We start from the raw sequence: 17,366 nt of genomic DNA, 5'->3' as shown, positions 1-17,366 counted from the left end.
ACTGCGGTACCAGCATTTATTGGATATACAGAAAAGGCTGACAACGGTGGTAAATCCCTAAGTAACCAAGGATGGCGTATTACTTCGATGTCGGAATATCGCCAATATTTTGGCGGAGAACCCCAGCATACATTCGAAATAGCCGAGGTTCCCGAAAAACCTGACGCCGATACCCAGGAAGCATTTAAACAGGCAGGAAAAGCATACCAAATAACTCAGTCGAATACCCGCCATCACCTTTACTACAACATGTTACTTTTCTTTCAAAATGGTGGTGGCCCTTGTTATATCGTTTCAGTGGGTAGTTACGCCGATGATATTGATGCAGATGTATTAAAAGGCGGTATTTTACCTCTTATTAAAGAGGCTGAACCCACCATGCTGCTTATCCCTGAAGCAATCCAGTTGAAAGAAGACGACTGTATTAACGTCGAGCAAGCCATGCTGGGGCATTGTGGCGGAAAAATGAAAAACCGTGTTGCTATTTTAGATATCTGGAACGGTTACAAAGACCGCCAGCACCCTGATGGCGACTGTGTTGAAAATTTCCGTTCCAAACTTGGCATTAACTACCTCGATTATGCTTCTGCCTATTACCCCTGGCTCAATACGTCAATTGTGCAAGACAGCGATGTGAGTTTTCGTAATGTCAGCAATATAGATAAACTGGTCGAACTACTGAATGCCGAAGTTGCTGCCATGTTCAGTGATTTGGATGGCCTTTCTCCGGAAGACCTCAGTACGGGAAGCAACAAATTAAGAGCAACACGCAAACAAGGCATGCTGGATGAAATAACTAAGCTGAGCGGTGCAATATCCAGCGCAGATGCCGTTCTGCTGCATAAAACTCTTTCAAACATGAGCCCGCTATACCAAACCATTATGGCGGACATTAAATTCCAGCAAAATATTCTGCCGCCTTCCGCTGCCATGGCGGGTATCTATACCATGGTCGATAATTCGCGTGGAGTATGGAAAGCCCCGGCGAATGTCAGCGTGAATGCCGTCGTCTCGCCAACCGTAAATATCAGTGACGATGAACAAGAAGATTTAAATGTGACAACCCAGGGGAAATCGATTAATGCCATCAGGCCATTCATTGGCGAAGGTACATTAGTCTGGGGTGCAAGAACGCTGGATGGCAATAGCCTGGACTGGCGTTATATCAACGTCCGGCGCACGATGATCATGCTGGAAGAGTCAATTAAGCTCGCTTCAAAAGCCTATGTATTTGAACCCAACGTCGCCAACACCTGGGTGTCAATGGAAAGTATGCTGGGTAACTTCCTGTATGGTATCTGGAAACGTGGTGGTCTGGCCGGGGCAATTCCGGGTGATGCTTATAATGTGAGTGTCGGCCTGGGTAAGACAATGACTTCCAACGACATTTTGGAGGGTATTCTGCGGATTACCGTGCTGGTTGCGATTGTCCGGCCTGCGGAATTTATCGAAATAACCTTCCAGCAAAAAATGCAAGAATCGTAGATGCGCACCTGATGTCTGTATTTGGTTAGCATTCAATATCGGCGAATATGACGTGGTTAGTTATTTAGGAGAGCCCCATGGCAGACGATGGTTCAGCACAATCCCAAACCGTATGGCCCATGCCCAAATTTCATTTTGAAGTGAAATGGGACGGTGGTGCCGGCGCAGGAATGGTTTCCGCATTTCAGGAAGTTTCAGGGCTTGATTCGGAAGCACAACCCATCGAATATCGCGCGGGTAATAGCCCGGTATTCTCAACCATAAAAATGCCCGGTTTGATAAAAAGCGGAAACGTCACACTTAAGAAAGGCATTTTTAAAAGTGATAATAAGTTCTACGAGTGGTATGCGAAGATCAAAATGAATACCATCGCGCGAACTGCCGTCACAATAAATTTGTTAGATGAAGGCGGCAAGCCGGTAATGAGTTGGAAATTAAAAAATGCCTGGCCAACAAAAGTTACTGGTACTGACTTAAAATCCGATGGCAATGAAGTTGCGGTGGAAACCATTGAGCTCGCCCATGAGGGATTAGAAATCTCCGTGTAATTTTTATAACTAAGCAGGGGCTTACTCGTCATTCAGAGGCCGGCTTATTTTCCCTAACCAGTGAATAGTGACATTATGGAACAAGCCATGGGTGAGACTCAGGGTAATGGCGAATGGCCTCTTCCTGCTTTCTACTTTAGTGTTTCTATCAGTGGATGTGCTGGTGATACTGCTTTTCAGGAGGTTTCCGGTTTAGAATTCAGGATAGATACTGAAGAGTATTTTGAAGGTGGGAATAACTTAGTCTACCACTTACCAAAATCGATTAAAAACAGTAACCTGACATTAAAAAGAGCGGTAACTGATAAGACATCTAAGTTACTAACCTGGTGTCTGGGTATTTTAGATGATCAATTTTCCAAACCGATCCCAACGAAAAGCGTGTCGATCAATTTACTGAATGAAAATGGCGTCACCTGTAAAAGCTGGACGGCATCAAATGCGTACCCGGTAAAATTGAAGATGGAACCATTTAATTCAACAAAAAATGACATTGCAATAGAGGAAATTGAAATCTGTTTTAACCATCTGAAAAGGAACTTATAACTGTGCCATTAGAAATAAGACAGCTGGTCATCAAATCAAAAACACTAAGCGACAATAGTGAAGATGAGCATGCAGATACTGATTATCCGGATCAGGCTCCAGACCAGGGCCCGGTGGAGAAAAGTATCGTTTATCAGCTTATTGGTTCTTCTGACGAATTAAGAGAAAGGTGAGTGAATTACGTTGAGGGCATAGCGAATGGAAAGAATTATAATAAAATCAATCACATCAAAAGGAAGTATCGCGCAGACATTCTCAGCCACGCTAAACCCTAATAGTGTTAAACATGTTTATGGTATTTCTTATACAAATACAGGGCTACAGCAACAGGGTGATATCTCGCCCAAAACGGCTTTTAAAGGATATCAAAGCGAAAAACTGGATTTCCAACTGTTACTGGATGGAACCGGGGTTACGGGAAAGACAACGACCGCCACCGTACAGAAGCAACTTGCGACACTCAAGAAAGTAATTTACGCATATAATGGCGAACAGCATGAGCCCTACCCGGTAGTAATAACATGGGGATCATCGGTAAACTTTCGAGGCCGCTTAACATCTATAAATGTAGATTACTCACTTTTCGACTCCTCTGGTAATCCGTTACGTGCCACTGTAGCGCTGAGCTTTACTAAATTTTTAACTCAAAAAGAAAAACAGGCATTAAAGAAGCAATCATCGCCTGACTTGACACATATTATTGAATTTAAAGCCGGGGATACACTCCCCATGCTGTGTTATAAAATTTATAATGACAGCAGTTATTACCTTGAGGTTGCGCGCGCCAATCACTTAATCAGTAGCAGGCAGATAGAGCCGGGCACCAAACTGTACTTTCCACCACTTGTGTAGCTATCAGGCTTATTATGGCAACGTCTCCTTCATCCAATAGCACTGGCGTAACAACCTATACCATTAAGGTTAATGGTAATGCAATTGACAGCTCCATCGGGATTATATCAATTCATATCCATTACCAAATCAATCATATTGCCTCCGCCGAGATAACTATTAGCGATGGTGATATCGCTTCACAGAAGTTTGAAATTAGCGATGCAGACACCTTTAAACCCGGCGCAACAATTTCTATTTCAGCAGGATACGCTTCTGTTGAAAATAATATTTTCGACGGGATTATTATCGGCCATGGTATAGAAATAGGCGCTGATAACAGCACATGCCTTAATATTGTGTGTAAAGACAAGGCCATTGCGATGACGATTGCCAAACATAGCCAATGTTTTCTCGCTAAATCGGACAGCAATATCATCAGCAGCCTGATTGCCAATTACTCCGGTCTGACAAGTTCTGTGGGAAGTATTACAGATACACATGCTGAACTGGTTCAGTTCAACAGCACTGACTGGGATTTTATTCTCACTCGCGCTGAGGCAAACGGCTTTGTTGTCACCAGCCAATCCAATAAAGTTACTGTCGATAAACCTTCGGTAAGTGGTTCCGCTGCGCTCGTGGTCACGTATGGAACTGATTTAATGTCATTTTCGGCAAAAGTAGACGCACGAAACCAATTGAGTTCCGTTACCGCAACCGCATGGGATTCAACCAAACAAGATATGGTTACAGGCAAAGGGCCGGTTCAGGCTATCGCAGGCCAGGGCAATTTTACCAGCCAGGATTTAGCTAACGTATTGGGCATTAGCGATTATACGTTGCAAACCGCATCAACCATCAGTTCAGACTCGCTCGCGAACTGGGCTAAGGGCCAGCAAGTGAAAGCAATGCTGAGCAAAGTACGGGGTAATGTCACTTTTCAGGGAAACGCCAGTGCCAAAATTGACAGCTTAATCGAACTTGCCGGGGTTGGAGAACGTTATAATGGAGCACATTATATTGGCGGCATTCACCACAATATTGAAAAGGGCCAGTGGATTACCACGGCAGAACTGGGGTTGTCACCCATGTGGTCTGCAGAGCACCGTGATATTGGTGCGCCTCCAGCCTCGGGGTATTTACCTCCGGTTGATGGCCTGCAAATTGGGGTGGTAACCAAATTAGATAAAGACCCGGATTCAAATTACCGTATTCAAATAAAAATACCCATATTAAATAGTGAAGCTAATTTAATTTGGGCTCGCTTAGCCACTTACTATGCTTCTTCTGGCTTCGGTAATTTTTTCATACCTGAAGTGGGCGACGAGGTTATTGTTGGCTGTATCAATCAGGACCCGGGCAACCCGATTATTATTGGCTCGCTATACAGTAGTAAAAATAAGATGCCCGAGGAGCTTACAGCTGAAAACTATATCAAGAGCATCGTAACCAAAAGCAAGCTGAAAGTTATATTTGATGATGAAAATATAGTTATGACGCTACAAACACCAAATGGCAATTCCATCGTATTAAGCGATAAAGCTAAGTCAATCACGCTTACGGACCAGAACAGTAACTCGATAAGCTTAGGTGAAGGTGGTATCAGTATCACCAGTAGTAAGGATATCACTATTTCAGCCAAGAATTCTGTCAGCATTGAATCCACCAGTGACACGACTATCAAGGCCACTGGCGACGCAAAAATATCAGGCCTGAATGTTTCAGCGCAGGCCAATACCGGATTAACTTTAAAAGGGAATGCAACGGCTGAACTGTCCTGCTCAGGGATAACAACCATTAAAGGTGCGCTGGTTAAAATTAATTAACTATCTCTTATCGGAGTTCACTTATGCCTTTTGCAGCGAGAATTACCGACTTACAAATCTGCCCCATGGCAACCCCCGGGCTTCCTCCAGTGCCTCATGTTGGAGGCCCCATTATAGGCCCCGGAGTGCCAACCGTATTAATTGCCAACCTTCCGGCGGCAGTGCTGGGTGATAACTGCACCTGCGTGGGGCCACCATCTACCATTATTAAAGGTTCAGCCACCGTAATGATTGGCGGTAAACCTGCTGCACGCATGGGAGACACAACAGACCATGGGGGAACCATCACGTTAGGGTGCCCCACTGTCATTATTGGCGGTTAACCCCCCAAAAGGATGCATGTAATTTATGGCAAACGACAATGCGTTTTTAGGGACTGGCTGGGCATTTCCACCCAGATTCGATGGTCCGAATCATGACGTGGTCATGAGCTCTGATATTGAGGATATTGAACAGAGCTTAACAATTTTACTCTCCACAACTCCCGGAGAGCGGCCGATGGTGCCCGATTTTGGCTGCCGAATTAACCAGTTTGTATTTGAAGAGCTCACGCAGACGGTCCTGACCCAGATGGAGTCTGAAATTCGTCTGGCAATTTTATTTTTCGAATCACGTATCAATGTAGAAGACATCTATATTTTACCAGAACAGATTTCGGGTAAATTACTCATTCAAATAGATTTCAGTGTTATCACCACCAATACGCGCAGCAACATGGTTTATCCATTCTATTTAAACGAAGGCACGTTGATATCATCTCAATTACTGCCGCTACCTGATGAATGGGATAAAGCATAATGACATCCCGACAGCAACGGCTGGATGATGCGATTAATTCATCTATCGTTAAACCACACGAGCTCAGTTTTGAACAGTTAATTTCCTGGGCGCAACAATTTGCTCAGCAGTTACCCTTTCGGAACTTGCAGGATCAGATTGAGGGTGACTGGGGAAGCTTATTTCAAAAAAATGAAATTGTAGTGTGTGCAGCGATATCAACCAGCAGTACCCGGCAGATTCAGGCGCAGTTTAAAGAAGCTATGGGCCAGAGTGAAGTCGTTACCGCTGAATTTTTGTTTCTCCTGCTAAAACGGCTACAGGCATGGTATCAGCACCTGCCTTCAACCCCAGAGACAGCTTACCAGTTCAGGTACTATTTACTGCATGAATATCAATATCACCTTTCATTGCCACTCAGCCTGATGATTAGCCGGTTGCCAGAGCAATTCAGGCACAATGTGCAGGAGCTGGATGAGCTATGGAAGCTTGACCAACAAAAGTTAGCCACCGCATCGCGCGCATTACAACACGATAGTTTTATTGACCACATGCGGCATTGTTTTGCAAAAATAGTCTATGTCATTAAACAAATAAAAAAGCACAGCCAGAAGGTATTACAAACCGCATTAATGCATCAAGAGAATGACCCACAACAGGCACTCTACTTTTCTTTCCTGAAACTATTTAAACTGGCTCAGCAAAAACTCAATACTTTCACTGAAAGGCATCTTCAGTTCTATTACCAACGTGTTCTGCAACAAGAAAAAAAACCTGCAGAAGATAACTCTATATATCTAAAGCTGTCATTAAACAACCAAACTAAAAATACGATTAAGTTTGATCGCGGTGCCGAATTCAGCCCTGGTGATGCACCGGACTTTAGCCCAATCATTTATCGCAGTAGCTACCCGATTGAGATTACCAATGCAGAAGTATCGCATATTTTCAACCTCACATTACAGCGTGACCCACTGGTTTCGCCAGAGAAAGAAACTGGTTTAGTATGCGGAGTCAGTGGGCAAAAGCTGCAGATAACGGCTAATGCAACAGGTGAAAACTTCCCCGGAGAGCAACTTTTTAATATTTTTAACAATAAGCACAAACAAGAGAACAGTACCCAACTGATGGGGCTTATTATCACTGACCCAATATTATCAATGCAACAAGGGAACCGAACTATTAATATCGTAGTTCATCTCAAAGAGGTGCGTTCAAACATTGTTGCGCAAGAATTACTGGCAGTTAGTGATAACGTCACTGGAGCATTAACGAGAGCGTTTAGTCTGTTACTCACCGTACATGCCCATTTATTCGAGGACTGGGCAACCCGGGTAAACGCCAGTGACCTGGCAAAACAGGTTTCAGCAGAACAACTCAATGAATTGCAAAAATTAAAACCACCGCAACGAATTTGGCTGGCATATAAATTATTTTACTTACAATTAGTGCAATTTATTTGCTCAACTCCTGATAAAGGCGAGCAATATGGCTTAGCTAAAATTGATTTCCTGTTTCGTGTTATTGGTCAGATAACCAGCCGGCGCTGCCTTTACAATGTTCGCTGGTTAACTGAAGCTGATATCAACGGGATCCTCACTACTATAGAGCCGCAGTTTACCGAAGATCCCACTGCTTATACTACGATAAAAGAGCTGCTCAGTTACTCCACCATTGCCGCTTTTTATCAACTCTTTCAGGGTGTTTTTCAGATTGAAGTTACCACCGAAAATGGTTGGAAAATGCTCACTGACGTTGAGATTCACCCTTGTGAATCACATGAATGCAAAATCGGGCTAAAGATAAAATGCAATATTGATTCTGGCTTCACGCCCATCATTCCTGTGGATGCCCACCGGCCACACAGTGCATCGCTCAAAATAACACTAAAACGGCAAAGTAATTGTTTCCCCTACGCGATATTCCGTGATTTTGAGTTATCAAAACTCGCGATGACAACTCAAGTGAAAGGCGTCACGCAGATGCAACTGTTTAACCCCGAGGGGCAAGTTGACTCCGCTCAGCCCTTTTTCTTGTTTGGGTCACTCCCGTATATTGATGCTTATGCGGTCATTGCTAATGAGGAGATTGCCAGAAAAACTGTCAACCAATTATCTCTGCACCTTAACTGGGGAGACCTGCCGCGCGGTTCAGATGGCTTTCAGCAGTACTATGCTCAGTACCCTTACCACTACACCAATGCAAGTTTCCAGGTAACCCCGGAAGTGCTCAAAAATGGGCAATGGACTGAGTTCGGCCCCACTCAACTGCCATTATTTACGCCCGTGAGTGGTGTGCTTCAACACGGCAGAGTGTTTCGGTTTACTAACATGGATAACTGTTACACACCCGTTACCCATAGCTGGCCAAAAACGCCCTATAGTAATCAGTCTGGCTTACGTAACGGGCTATTTAAATTAAGGCTGACTGGCCCAGAACCCGCATTTGGCCATAAAGATTATGCTCCTTTGTTGAGTGACACGCTGACTTACAATGTCACAAAGAAGCGTAAAAAATTAATACCCAACCCACCTTACGCGCCATTAGTCACCCATATATCTGTCGACTATTCGGCAGAGTCAACAATTGACTTAATCAGTGCCAGCGACGATAACTCAATGCAAAGTAAAGTTGTCCACTTGCATCCTTTTGGCGAAAGGGTCATTTACCCGCGAGCACAAACTCACCAGCTCATGTGGCCACGATTCTTTCCCAATTATCAGGAAGACAGTCATTGCTTTATTGGCATCACTGCTACAGAACTGTCTGGCTATTTAAATCTGTTCTTTGTATTTGACGGGAGCTCAAAATTACTGATGCCTTATCCGTCAACTGCCTATATTTGGTATTACCTGGTTGATAATGAATGGCATGCATTTAACCCCAACCAGATTATTCACGATACTACTCTCAATTTTCTTACTACAGGTATTGTTACCTTAGATATCCCGGGCGAAATTAACACCGAGCACACCGTAATGCCATCAGGCCTGTTTTGGTTACGTGTGAGTACTAATAAAGGGGTTGACCATTACCCTGACTGCCTGCATGTTGCAACGCATGTGGTGACCGTGACAGGCAAAGGCGCACCGCTGTCTGCCGACGGTGCCACTGTCTTACCTTTTTCTGCATGGCGCAGCACACCACGCAAGGCCAATTTGGCAACCATTGCCCAATTGAATGCGCTGACAAAAATTCCCGAAACAGAAAGTGACTACGCATTTCAGGTACGCGTAAGTGAAAGTTTGCGCCACAAAGGGAAAGCCTTAACGCCATGGGATTACGAACATCTGGTTCTGGAAAACTTCCCGGAAGTAGGTTCCGTACACTGTTTTCCCACCCGAACTTTTTCTTCCCAGGAACCGGTCCCCGGACACGTACTCATCATCGTCACCCCGTTACATACCACGTGCGACCACTCGCCTTGTATACCAAAGCAGCTGGATTCTTCTTATCTTCTGAATATCCGGCGTTTCCTGCTCGCCATCTCACGCCCGCAAGTGCAAATAGAAGTTCGTAATCCTGGTTACGAAAAAATCCAGATTAGATGCAAAGTCGCCTTAAAAGACGGTGTGAATCATGGCCCCGTATTGCGGCAGCTGGAATATGCCATAAAAACGCAATTATGCCCCTGGGAGCCGAATACACTTAATACTGGTTTAGGATTCAGCTTATCGCTTGAAAAGCTGAGTGCTTTTATTCGCAGGCAAGAAGATGTTGTTGAAGTTAGCGCATTATCGGCGCTGAAGATCAGTGTGGATGACGACGCTGACTATACGTTGCTGGACAGTGCAGTAAATAGCCACCCCATCAGCGCGGCTTATCCCTGGTATTTACTGATTCCCGTGGAGCATCACTTCATTCAAATTTCCCCCGATAACCTTATTCACGACCCCGTGGCCGTTGGCATTGGGGAGTTGGTAATCGGCGAGCAGTTTATTGTCAGTACATCAACGGCTGCGAATCAAAAAGGGACGAAAAAATAATGTCAAAACGTAATCGAAGTACGCTTAAGAACTATTTTCGTCATGGGACAATGCCGTCAGCGGAGCATTTTTCTGATCTGATTGATTCCTGTGTTAACCAAATTGATGAAGGGTTTATCAAGCCCCCTGAAACGGGACTTCAGCTCAGAGCATTAGACCAGGAACATCTGCTGAGCTTCTATCAGCAAAATAGCCCTGACACACCGCTATGGCATGTTGGGTTTGCCCCTCAGGATATTAATCTGCAGATTTTCGCCAACCCACAGGCAGATATAACAGACGATAACCCGGACAATACTGCGCCTGTGCAGGCTATCAACCTGGCTTTAACACCCAAAGGCAATGTGGGAGTCAATACAGCTACGCCGAAACAAACGCTCGATGTCAATGGCACAGTGGCCTCTCAAGGGAGGATGGGCGCCACGTTTATTGAAACCCCCGTGCCTGCCGATGGCGAATGGCACGATATCACCCCTGAGCTGGAAGGGTGCCATATGTTAGAAGTGGTGGCGGGCATTGGTATCCGCCACAGTGGGCGTTATGCCCTGGCGCATGCTGTCGCCATTAATACCTGTGCGCCTAACAAGCACTGGTGGCAATTTCGGGATAAAAACCCCATTCATATGACTCAGGCTTACTTCCACTCTTCTGCAGATAAGATTCAATTGCGCTGGCGGCAAAAGAACCATAAAGGCACTGTGCGCCCCTATTTTTTACAAATCCGCACCAATACCTCTTTTGGTGAGAACCAAATTATCCAGTACCACATTACGCACTTATGGAATGACCCATTTATGCAGCACTGCCAACAAACGGCTGTGGAGGAATAATCTGACGCATGTCTAAGACTATTTCGAAAAAACGCCATGGTGATAACACGAATAGTTTTGAACATCTGTATCAACTTGGCCTAACGTATATTCAGCAGCTGAGTGGTCATATTTGGACTGACTACAATACGCATGATCCAGGTATGACTATCCTGGAGCAGGTCTGCTATACCCTGACGGACCTGATTTACCGATGCGAATTTGATGTCGCGGACTACCTGAGCGACACATCCGGAAATATTGATTACCCGGCGCATGGGTTAGCGTTAGCGCAAGACATCATTCCGGCCTGCCCGCAGCAGCCTGATGAGTATGAAGCTTGGTTATTAACCCGGCTTCCCGAACTCGACAAAGTGTGGTTTCGCTGGTGTGAAAACGCCCCGGGGCTGGGTATTTACACGATTAACGCCCAACTTAACCACTTTTACGCGTTAAGTCAGTTCCGTTCAGATTCCGGCAGCCATTCGGTTTATACCCAGCAGCATGCCGCCATCAGCCATATTCGCCGGGAGTTCTACCGTGTTCGCGCGCCGGGTGAAGACCTTGCCGATATTGAGTTAACCGGGCAGCGCCCCCTGGCACTCACTGCGACCATTCATATTAGTGACGATGTTACCGATGTCACCTGGCTTACTGCCAACCTCTACCACCGCATCAGCCTGTGGCTGGAATCGACTGCCCAGAACACACCCGTATATGTAATTAAAGAAGCGCTTCTCGCTGAAGATGGTATTCAACAAATCGGGCAACTGCAATTTACCCAATACAATGATAATACGGGCCGGGGTGCGCCTGTTCCTGTTGATAATATTGCACCCTTTTCTTATTTGAAACTGCCGGAATCTTCGGCCGATTCTGGCATTGAAATAATCCAGTTTCAGCACCCGGTTGACATCGATTACGCTGATCTGGCTATTCAAATCGAGCAGATCCAATACCTGCAGCGAGCAGAACGGCTCAACACCACCAACGCGCCCACTTTGCCGGAGGGCCGCTATTTTGATTTCAGCCGTTATGAATCAGTCCAAACCCTCTTCCCCAGAAACTACCACCTGGCACCGGGGATACCGAATCATTACAATGCGCAACAACAAGCTCAACGCCATCAGTTACGCAGTTTTTTACTGCTGTTTGACCAACTCATGGCCAATTTTTGTGACGACATAGCGGGATTAAATACACTGTTTTCGTTGTCATTAGATTCAGAAGCAACCTACCACACGCATCTGTTACAAGATGATGAATTTCATAATATTGACCAGCATTATCCGCCAAATGCCAGTGCCAGGCTGGAGCGCCTGCGCGCAAAATTTGATGATTACCCGGAAAGAAAAAACCGCATTTTTAATTATTTTCTTGCTCTTTATAGTGAGCGCTTTCCGGATTTTTTACACCGCCAGTTTAACCCTTATTTTTCTGCCGAAGCGGTGGAAAAACAGCTGCTGAAATATAAACAAGCTTTTATCCTGAATATAACCACGATGACTAATGGCCGGGGCCTTGGTGATAATTTGCTCCAGCCTGAACACCAGGGGGGTTACAGCCAACGCCTGTCATTACTCCTTGGGCTGTTTCCCCACACGCTTTCACCTCTGGGTTACACCCATGCCATTACTCAGCATGCACTGAATCTGGTACCCAATGAACCCTGGTTCCAGAGCGATATTGGCAAAAAAGTCATGCCATTGCTCACCCCCGAAATACTGGCAAACCTGCAACCTGTAGCGGATAACCACACAGAAGAAGGTGTGGATGAGGAGCAGGCCCGGAAAATTAAGTTATCCATGACCCTGTTCAGTGCGCAGACACTGCCCGAAGTATTGCTGCAATTGGGTATTGATAACCGCAGGTACCGCCTGCTTCACCGCGAAGAGCACGACGATTACCAACTGTTTTTTAATGCCAACAGTGAAGAACCGCGGCAGTGGTTATATATTGCCAGCCATAATAACAAACAACAGCTCACTCAGTTTTGCCACCAACTACAACGCTGGCTGATTCAGTTAAACCAAAACAGTGAAGGGCTGTATGTTGTCGAACCTATTTTGCTGCGTACACAGGAAAATAACGCGTCATGGAGCGATTATGCCAACCGGATAACAATTGTATTTCCCGGTTACACCGCTCGCTTTACTAACCCGAAGTTTCGGGAACAGGTTGGGCAATTAGTTATTGAAAATACCCCGGCACACCTGCTGGTTCAATGCCAGTGGCTTGATTTTTCTGCGTTCAGCCAATTTGAAACCCTGTATACCAAATGGCGGCAAGCTAAATCCAATGCATTGCAACGCCGAGACAACCAGCCAGAATGTGATGCCATTGCTACACAGTTATACCCGCTGATTCAACCCCCTCAAGCTGCAACAAATGAGGCGTTGAAAACATGAACCAATTACACAAGATTAACCAGGCCAGTATCGAATTCGACTTCACTGAATTTTCTGATGCGGAGACTTTTGAGTTGCGCGCCGCTCAGTGGGTCACTCAACAATTACTTCCAGTAATGGAAACTACCTTCGACGATATGTGCCCTGAGCACCAAACCCTGGTTATCGACACATTAACACTCGACCTCGGTGAATTTAACTCAACAACGTTTTACACACAGGCGCCAGAAAAACTCAAATATGTGCTGCAAGAAAAGCTGCGTGATCTGTTGCAAACAGCCACACAGCTTCACTCCGGGCCATGGGTCACTGGTGCCAACGCCGTAAATGAACAGGCTCACCGTGAGCCCAATAAGATGGTGGTGTTAAGCCAGCAGCAACAGCGCTGGAGTGTACTCTGGCAGTTTCTCACCACAGGCATTCTGCCGTGGACAGCTCAGGGTGAACAGCCGCAGGAGTATCCTGGTTTAGCTAATGAATTGACGGGCCATATCGCACAATTAATTCATGCACTCAATAATACGCCCCAGCCTGAACAGATATTACGCCGGGTGGTACTGCAATTTTCCGACGCCTGCATTGCAGCCTTATTTGCGTCGTTAACCACTGCGTATCAGTGGGAAGTAATGACGCTTTTATTAACACACCCCAAAAGCCAGTCAGGTGAATTACACACTCGCCTGGCGCAGGCCTGGTACGCTCAATTTATCCGGTTATTAGCACAGCACAATTTAGCGCCTCTTCGCCCCCACTGGGCAAAAATTATTCGCCAGTTTGCCCCACAACTGATTAACGCCCTCTGGCAACGCCACACAGACAGCCAACTGCCCGGCAACCTGGTGCGCGATTTGAATGAAACCGAGCGCCTGCTGCTGCTTAGTGTGCTGACACCGCAAGAATACCCATTTCTGGCCGCAATATTGCGAACGCCTGATTTGTGGAAGCAAACAAACCAGCCCGCAGGCAGGCAGGCACTGCCCACGGTAACGCAGGCAACAGACTCAGATGAGCCCATTGCCACATTACCCCCATCACAAATTCACCAGCAGGTGTGGCTTTTTACGCTGCACTACCTGCTGGTTGACCGTGGCAGTGCATTCAATCGCCAAAGCTATATGTCCGGGCTGATTATTCATATGGCAAACAGACAAAATCAAACCGCAGACACCCTGCTGGCGTCGTTGATTGCTGCAATAAACAACACCACCACAGGCAGCACACTGCAAGGGCAATTACTGGATTTACTCCTGACCATTCAGCCGACGATTACTTCCCAAAGCATGTTAAAAACGCCGGAACCCGCCGAAGCGGTTTTGCCCATTGCCGGGTTTAATGAGACCGCCACTGAGCACGCAAACCCGCCAATACCCGCTGACCAGTTGCACCATATAAACGAACTGGTGGTTGCACTCTGCTCAGGTACTGAAAACCAACTTATGCAATTTTGGCCAGGTAATTCGCAGGCATTTGCCGCCTTACTACGCTGGTGCGGCCAACTTGATAATGTGCGCCGCCACTGGTCTGAAACGTACCCGGATAAAATCTTACTGGCGTTAGTGGACGTGCTGGATCCCCTTGCAACTCTGGCGATACGCATTCTGGTCGTGGAAAAACGCCTGTTGGCGGTGAGTAAACCAACCGCCGCGCCAGAGCGTGCTGCAGATGTTCGTTTATGGCGCTATACCTTCGCGTTTCTTATTGTGGACAAAGGTGGCGCGTTTAACCACAAGAGTTATCTCCAGTACGTAATACAGCGGTTGGCAGCCCGGCTGAATGCTTCTTATACCAGCCTGTTAGATGCAATGCTGGCAAACACCGCCACTGCCGGTGATTTCTTTCTGCCGGGTACCACAATGCGCAGCGCCCTGGAAGAGCTTGCTGTGGCAGCGCACCCGCAAACAACAGATAACAGTGGCGAGTATTCCCTTCCCCTGCTTTCTCAGCCGTACACATCAGTGTGGCCAGGTGCACTCTCTGTTACACAGCTGGCTGAAATTGAAGACATCATCGCTACGCTGCAACAAAGCGGGCAACCCTTGTCGGGTAGCCGTATTGACCAGTGGCGGCATGATTATGGCCAGCACCTGCCGCAGATTATTCGCCAGCAAGGGCGCTCCCTGCCATTGTTGAAACACTGGGTCACTCATTTTGCTGATTCAGCCTTATTCACCATTACCGCCCTCCTCAACCCGCGTGCCACCGGGGCAGTGCGCAGGCTTATTGATGAGAGCCAAACAATAGGCACTGCCGTTCATCTGGCGTCAGGCCAGGCTGGCTCAACCAATGCCCGCAACGCACTATGGGAGTTAACGCTACATTATTTAATTAGCCGCCGCGGCAGTGAATTTAATCAGTACCAATTTTTACTCAGCATCACTGAGCAGCTTGCAACCCGTTACCAAATTAATGCTGAGGTATTAATTCAACAATGGCTGCACCTGAGTGGTAGTGGTTTCTTGTGGCGCCAACAGTTGATTGCGCTTACCACTCATCACAAGCCCCCTTCTGCAACTGCCCCCCAGTTGCTTGGTGAGATTCAGGCTGCCACTCAAACGGTATTAAGTGAGCAACAAAAAACCCTGTTACAACACTATGCCGCCATTAACGCCACTGGGCTGGCAACACAATTGCAAACCTGGAATACAGCACAGCTGGCGCGCATGGTAAGCCTCATGCAACCCCAGTTAAGTGAGCGTGTCATTGTTCTGCTGCCTTTGCTGCTGTCCATCGTTCATGAATTTAAACTGGCCCCCCACTGGTTTTATCAACTGCTGTTGAGTACCGACAGCCCCACAACACCAGAGCAATGGTTGCAACGGTTATGGCACCAGATAAACAAATACAAGACATCACAAGACCTGGCGCATTATCACCACCTGGTACAGTGCGTGCTCAGCAGCAATGACATTCATCATGGCCTGGTTGAACGCCGGCGCTGGTTATACAGCATTGCTCCCGAACAAGACATTTTGGATAAGCTACAACAGTGGCTGGATGGTAAAGCGGCAGTTCCTGAACAGGCTTTGCTGGCCTGCCTGGCGTCTGCTGCTGCACGGCAGCAGCCTTTAATACCCTGGTTACAGCGCATGCTTACCAACCCGCGTGCGCTTCAACGCTGGCTTGATGCGTTGTCACCTGAAACACACCAGGCGCTGTTGTTACCCACGGTAACCAGTACCACGCTCTCATTACTGGCGCTACGCCATGCATTTGGCCAACTTTTTGAATCCCCCAAACAGGGAGAACGGCTGTTCTGGCAAACGCTTTATCGCCAGTTGTGGTTTAAAGGTGTTGCATTGTCCGGCAGCGCATTAATGAACCACTTACTCAGCGAGTTAAACCAATTATGGCTCGCTCACACGGCACAGGGGAAAGCATCACCGGGCCCCAACGTTGCTGTTCTGGTTGAGCGTTTATTGCCGTTGGTATCGTCTGCATCTTTACGAAAGGCATTAACGCAAATTGCGCACCAGAGTGAGCCGCACCAACCAGAAACACGCCCTTTTCTGGCACAATTAAATCACCAGCAACCTGAGATAAAACAGCTGGTTGATTCTCTGGAAATACCCGGCAACGAGGTGAAGGAAGTAAGCCCGGGCCTTCCCTGGGAAAAGCCGCAGGAAGACGCACAGGCGAGCCTGGAGCCGGTTACCATACACAATGCGGGGTTAGTGATTGCATCAACCTGGATCCCGATTTTATTTCAGCGCTTAGCGCTTACTGACGGGAATAAATTTGTTGATATGCAGGCCCAATACCAGGGGCTGTTCTGCCTGCAATGGATGGCAAACCATACCAACAGCGCGCCTGAATACCAGTTACTGCTGAATAAAGTTTTGTGTGGTATTGCGCCTTCCTGGCCTGTACCGCAACAAGTCCCTTTACCGGATGGGGCTGAAACCGTGATCGACGGCTTGCTCACCGCCATCATTGCCCACTGGAAAGCTTTAGGAAACACCTCGATAAGTGGGTTGCAATCCACCTTTATTCAACGTGAAGGCCTGCTCACTTTCACCCCCAAACACTGGCAACTGAATATCATACCAGGCACGTTCGACATGCTGCTCGACCACCTGCCCTGGCGTTTTCAGACCATTAAATACCCCTGGATGAACAAACCTCTGTTTGTTTCATGGCGTTAAGGACGAAA

General features: G+C 46.8%; 12 protein-coding genes. All 12 read left to right on the top strand.

The features are described 5' to 3' along the window. Positions 1–87: 87 nt before the first annotated feature. The 12 genes from DES37_RS03120 to DES37_RS03070 all read left to right on the top strand — a co-directional run bounded on the left by DES37_RS03120 (position 88) and on the right by DES37_RS03070 (position 17,358). A complete protein-coding gene (locus DES37_RS03120) occupies positions 88–1,485 on the top strand; it encodes a phage tail sheath family protein (protein WP_245929967.1) in 1,398 nt (465 codons plus the stop codon). 77 nt (positions 1,486–1,562) lie between these two features. Further along, positions 1,563–2,033, top strand: a complete 471-nt coding sequence (locus tag DES37_RS03115; RefSeq protein ID WP_036114928.1) for a phage tail protein — start codon at positions 1,563–1,565, stop codon at positions 2,031–2,033. 87 nt (positions 2,034–2,120) lie between these two features. After that, on the top strand, positions 2,121–2,579 hold the full coding sequence (locus tag DES37_RS03110; RefSeq protein WP_036114925.1) for a phage tail protein: 459 nt from the start codon (positions 2,121–2,123) through the stop codon (positions 2,577–2,579). Positions 2,580–2,581: 2 nt separating this feature from the next. Beyond that, positions 2,582–2,752 (top strand): hypothetical protein, encoded by a 171-nt coding sequence (locus tag DES37_RS25565; RefSeq protein WP_170123719.1) that lies wholly within the window; start codon positions 2,582–2,584, stop codon positions 2,750–2,752. 25 nt (positions 2,753–2,777) lie between these two features. Then, entirely contained in the window at positions 2,778–3,431 is a 654-nt protein-coding gene (locus tag DES37_RS03105) for a CIS tube protein (protein ID WP_110024803.1), read from the top strand. 14 nt (positions 3,432–3,445) lie between these two features. Next, on the top strand, positions 3,446–5,236 hold the full coding sequence (gene vgrG / locus DES37_RS03100; protein WP_110024802.1) for a type VI secretion system tip protein VgrG: 1,791 nt from the start codon (positions 3,446–3,448) through the stop codon (positions 5,234–5,236). A 23-nt stretch (positions 5,237–5,259) separates the two neighbouring features. Continuing rightward, positions 5,260–5,559, top strand: a complete 300-nt coding sequence (locus tag DES37_RS03095) for a PAAR domain-containing protein (RefSeq protein ID WP_036114916.1) — start codon at positions 5,260–5,262, stop codon at positions 5,557–5,559. Positions 5,560–5,584: 25 nt separating this feature from the next. Then, positions 5,585–6,034: a GPW/gp25 family protein gene (locus DES37_RS03090; protein ID WP_036114914.1), complete on the top strand. Its 450-nt coding sequence runs from the start codon at positions 5,585–5,587 to the stop codon at positions 6,032–6,034. After that, positions 6,034–9,999, top strand: coding sequence for a baseplate J/gp47 family protein (locus DES37_RS03085; RefSeq protein WP_110024801.1), 3,966 nt, complete (start codon positions 6,034–6,036; stop codon positions 9,997–9,999). The genes DES37_RS03090 and DES37_RS03085 overlap by 1 nt, the downstream gene beginning before the upstream one ends. Continuing rightward, a complete protein-coding gene (locus DES37_RS03080; RefSeq protein WP_110024800.1) occupies positions 9,999–10,829 on the top strand; it encodes a hypothetical protein in 831 nt (276 codons plus the stop codon). The genes DES37_RS03085 and DES37_RS03080 overlap by 1 nt, the downstream gene beginning before the upstream one ends. Positions 10,830–10,837: 8 nt before the next feature. Next, a complete protein-coding gene (locus DES37_RS03075) occupies positions 10,838–13,216 on the top strand; it encodes a hypothetical protein (protein WP_110024799.1) in 2,379 nt (792 codons plus the stop codon). Continuing rightward, positions 13,213–17,358, top strand: coding sequence for a contractile injection system tape measure protein (locus DES37_RS03070; protein ID WP_110024798.1), 4,146 nt, complete (start codon positions 13,213–13,215; stop codon positions 17,356–17,358). Before DES37_RS03075 ends, DES37_RS03070 begins: the two co-directional genes overlap by 4 nt. Positions 17,359–17,366 lie beyond the last annotated feature (8 nt).

The sequence above is a fragment of the Mangrovibacter plantisponsor genome (genome assembly GCF_003182475.1).
In the GTDB taxonomy this organism is placed as follows: Bacteria; Pseudomonadota; Gammaproteobacteria; order Enterobacterales; family Enterobacteriaceae; genus Mangrovibacter; species Mangrovibacter plantisponsor.
Note: the sequence above shows the minus strand (reverse complement) of the source record. Positions and strands in the feature narration are given on the sequence as shown.

Coding starts and splice junctions, on each gene's coding strand:
- DES37_RS03120 (WP_245929967.1), top strand. CDS start 88: ATGTCGGAATATCGCCAATATTTTGGCGGAGAACCCCAGCATACATTC.
- DES37_RS03115 (WP_036114928.1), top strand. CDS start 1,563: ATGGCAGACGATGGTTCAGCACAATCCCAAACCGTATGGCCCATGCCC.
- DES37_RS03110 (WP_036114925.1), top strand. CDS start 2,121: ATGGGTGAGACTCAGGGTAATGGCGAATGGCCTCTTCCTGCTTTCTAC.
- DES37_RS03105 (WP_110024803.1), top strand. CDS start 2,778: ATGGAAAGAATTATAATAAAATCAATCACATCAAAAGGAAGTATCGCG.
- vgrG (WP_110024802.1), top strand. CDS start 3,446: ATGGCAACGTCTCCTTCATCCAATAGCACTGGCGTAACAACCTATACC.
- DES37_RS03095 (WP_036114916.1), top strand. CDS start 5,260: ATGCCTTTTGCAGCGAGAATTACCGACTTACAAATCTGCCCCATGGCA.
- DES37_RS03090 (WP_036114914.1), top strand. CDS start 5,585: ATGGCAAACGACAATGCGTTTTTAGGGACTGGCTGGGCATTTCCACCC.
- DES37_RS03085 (WP_110024801.1), top strand. CDS start 6,034: ATGACATCCCGACAGCAACGGCTGGATGATGCGATTAATTCATCTATC.
- DES37_RS03080 (WP_110024800.1), top strand. CDS start 9,999: ATGTCAAAACGTAATCGAAGTACGCTTAAGAACTATTTTCGTCATGGG.
- DES37_RS03075 (WP_110024799.1), top strand. CDS start 10,838: ATGTCTAAGACTATTTCGAAAAAACGCCATGGTGATAACACGAATAGT.
- DES37_RS03070 (WP_110024798.1), top strand. CDS start 13,213: ATGAACCAATTACACAAGATTAACCAGGCCAGTATCGAATTCGACTTC.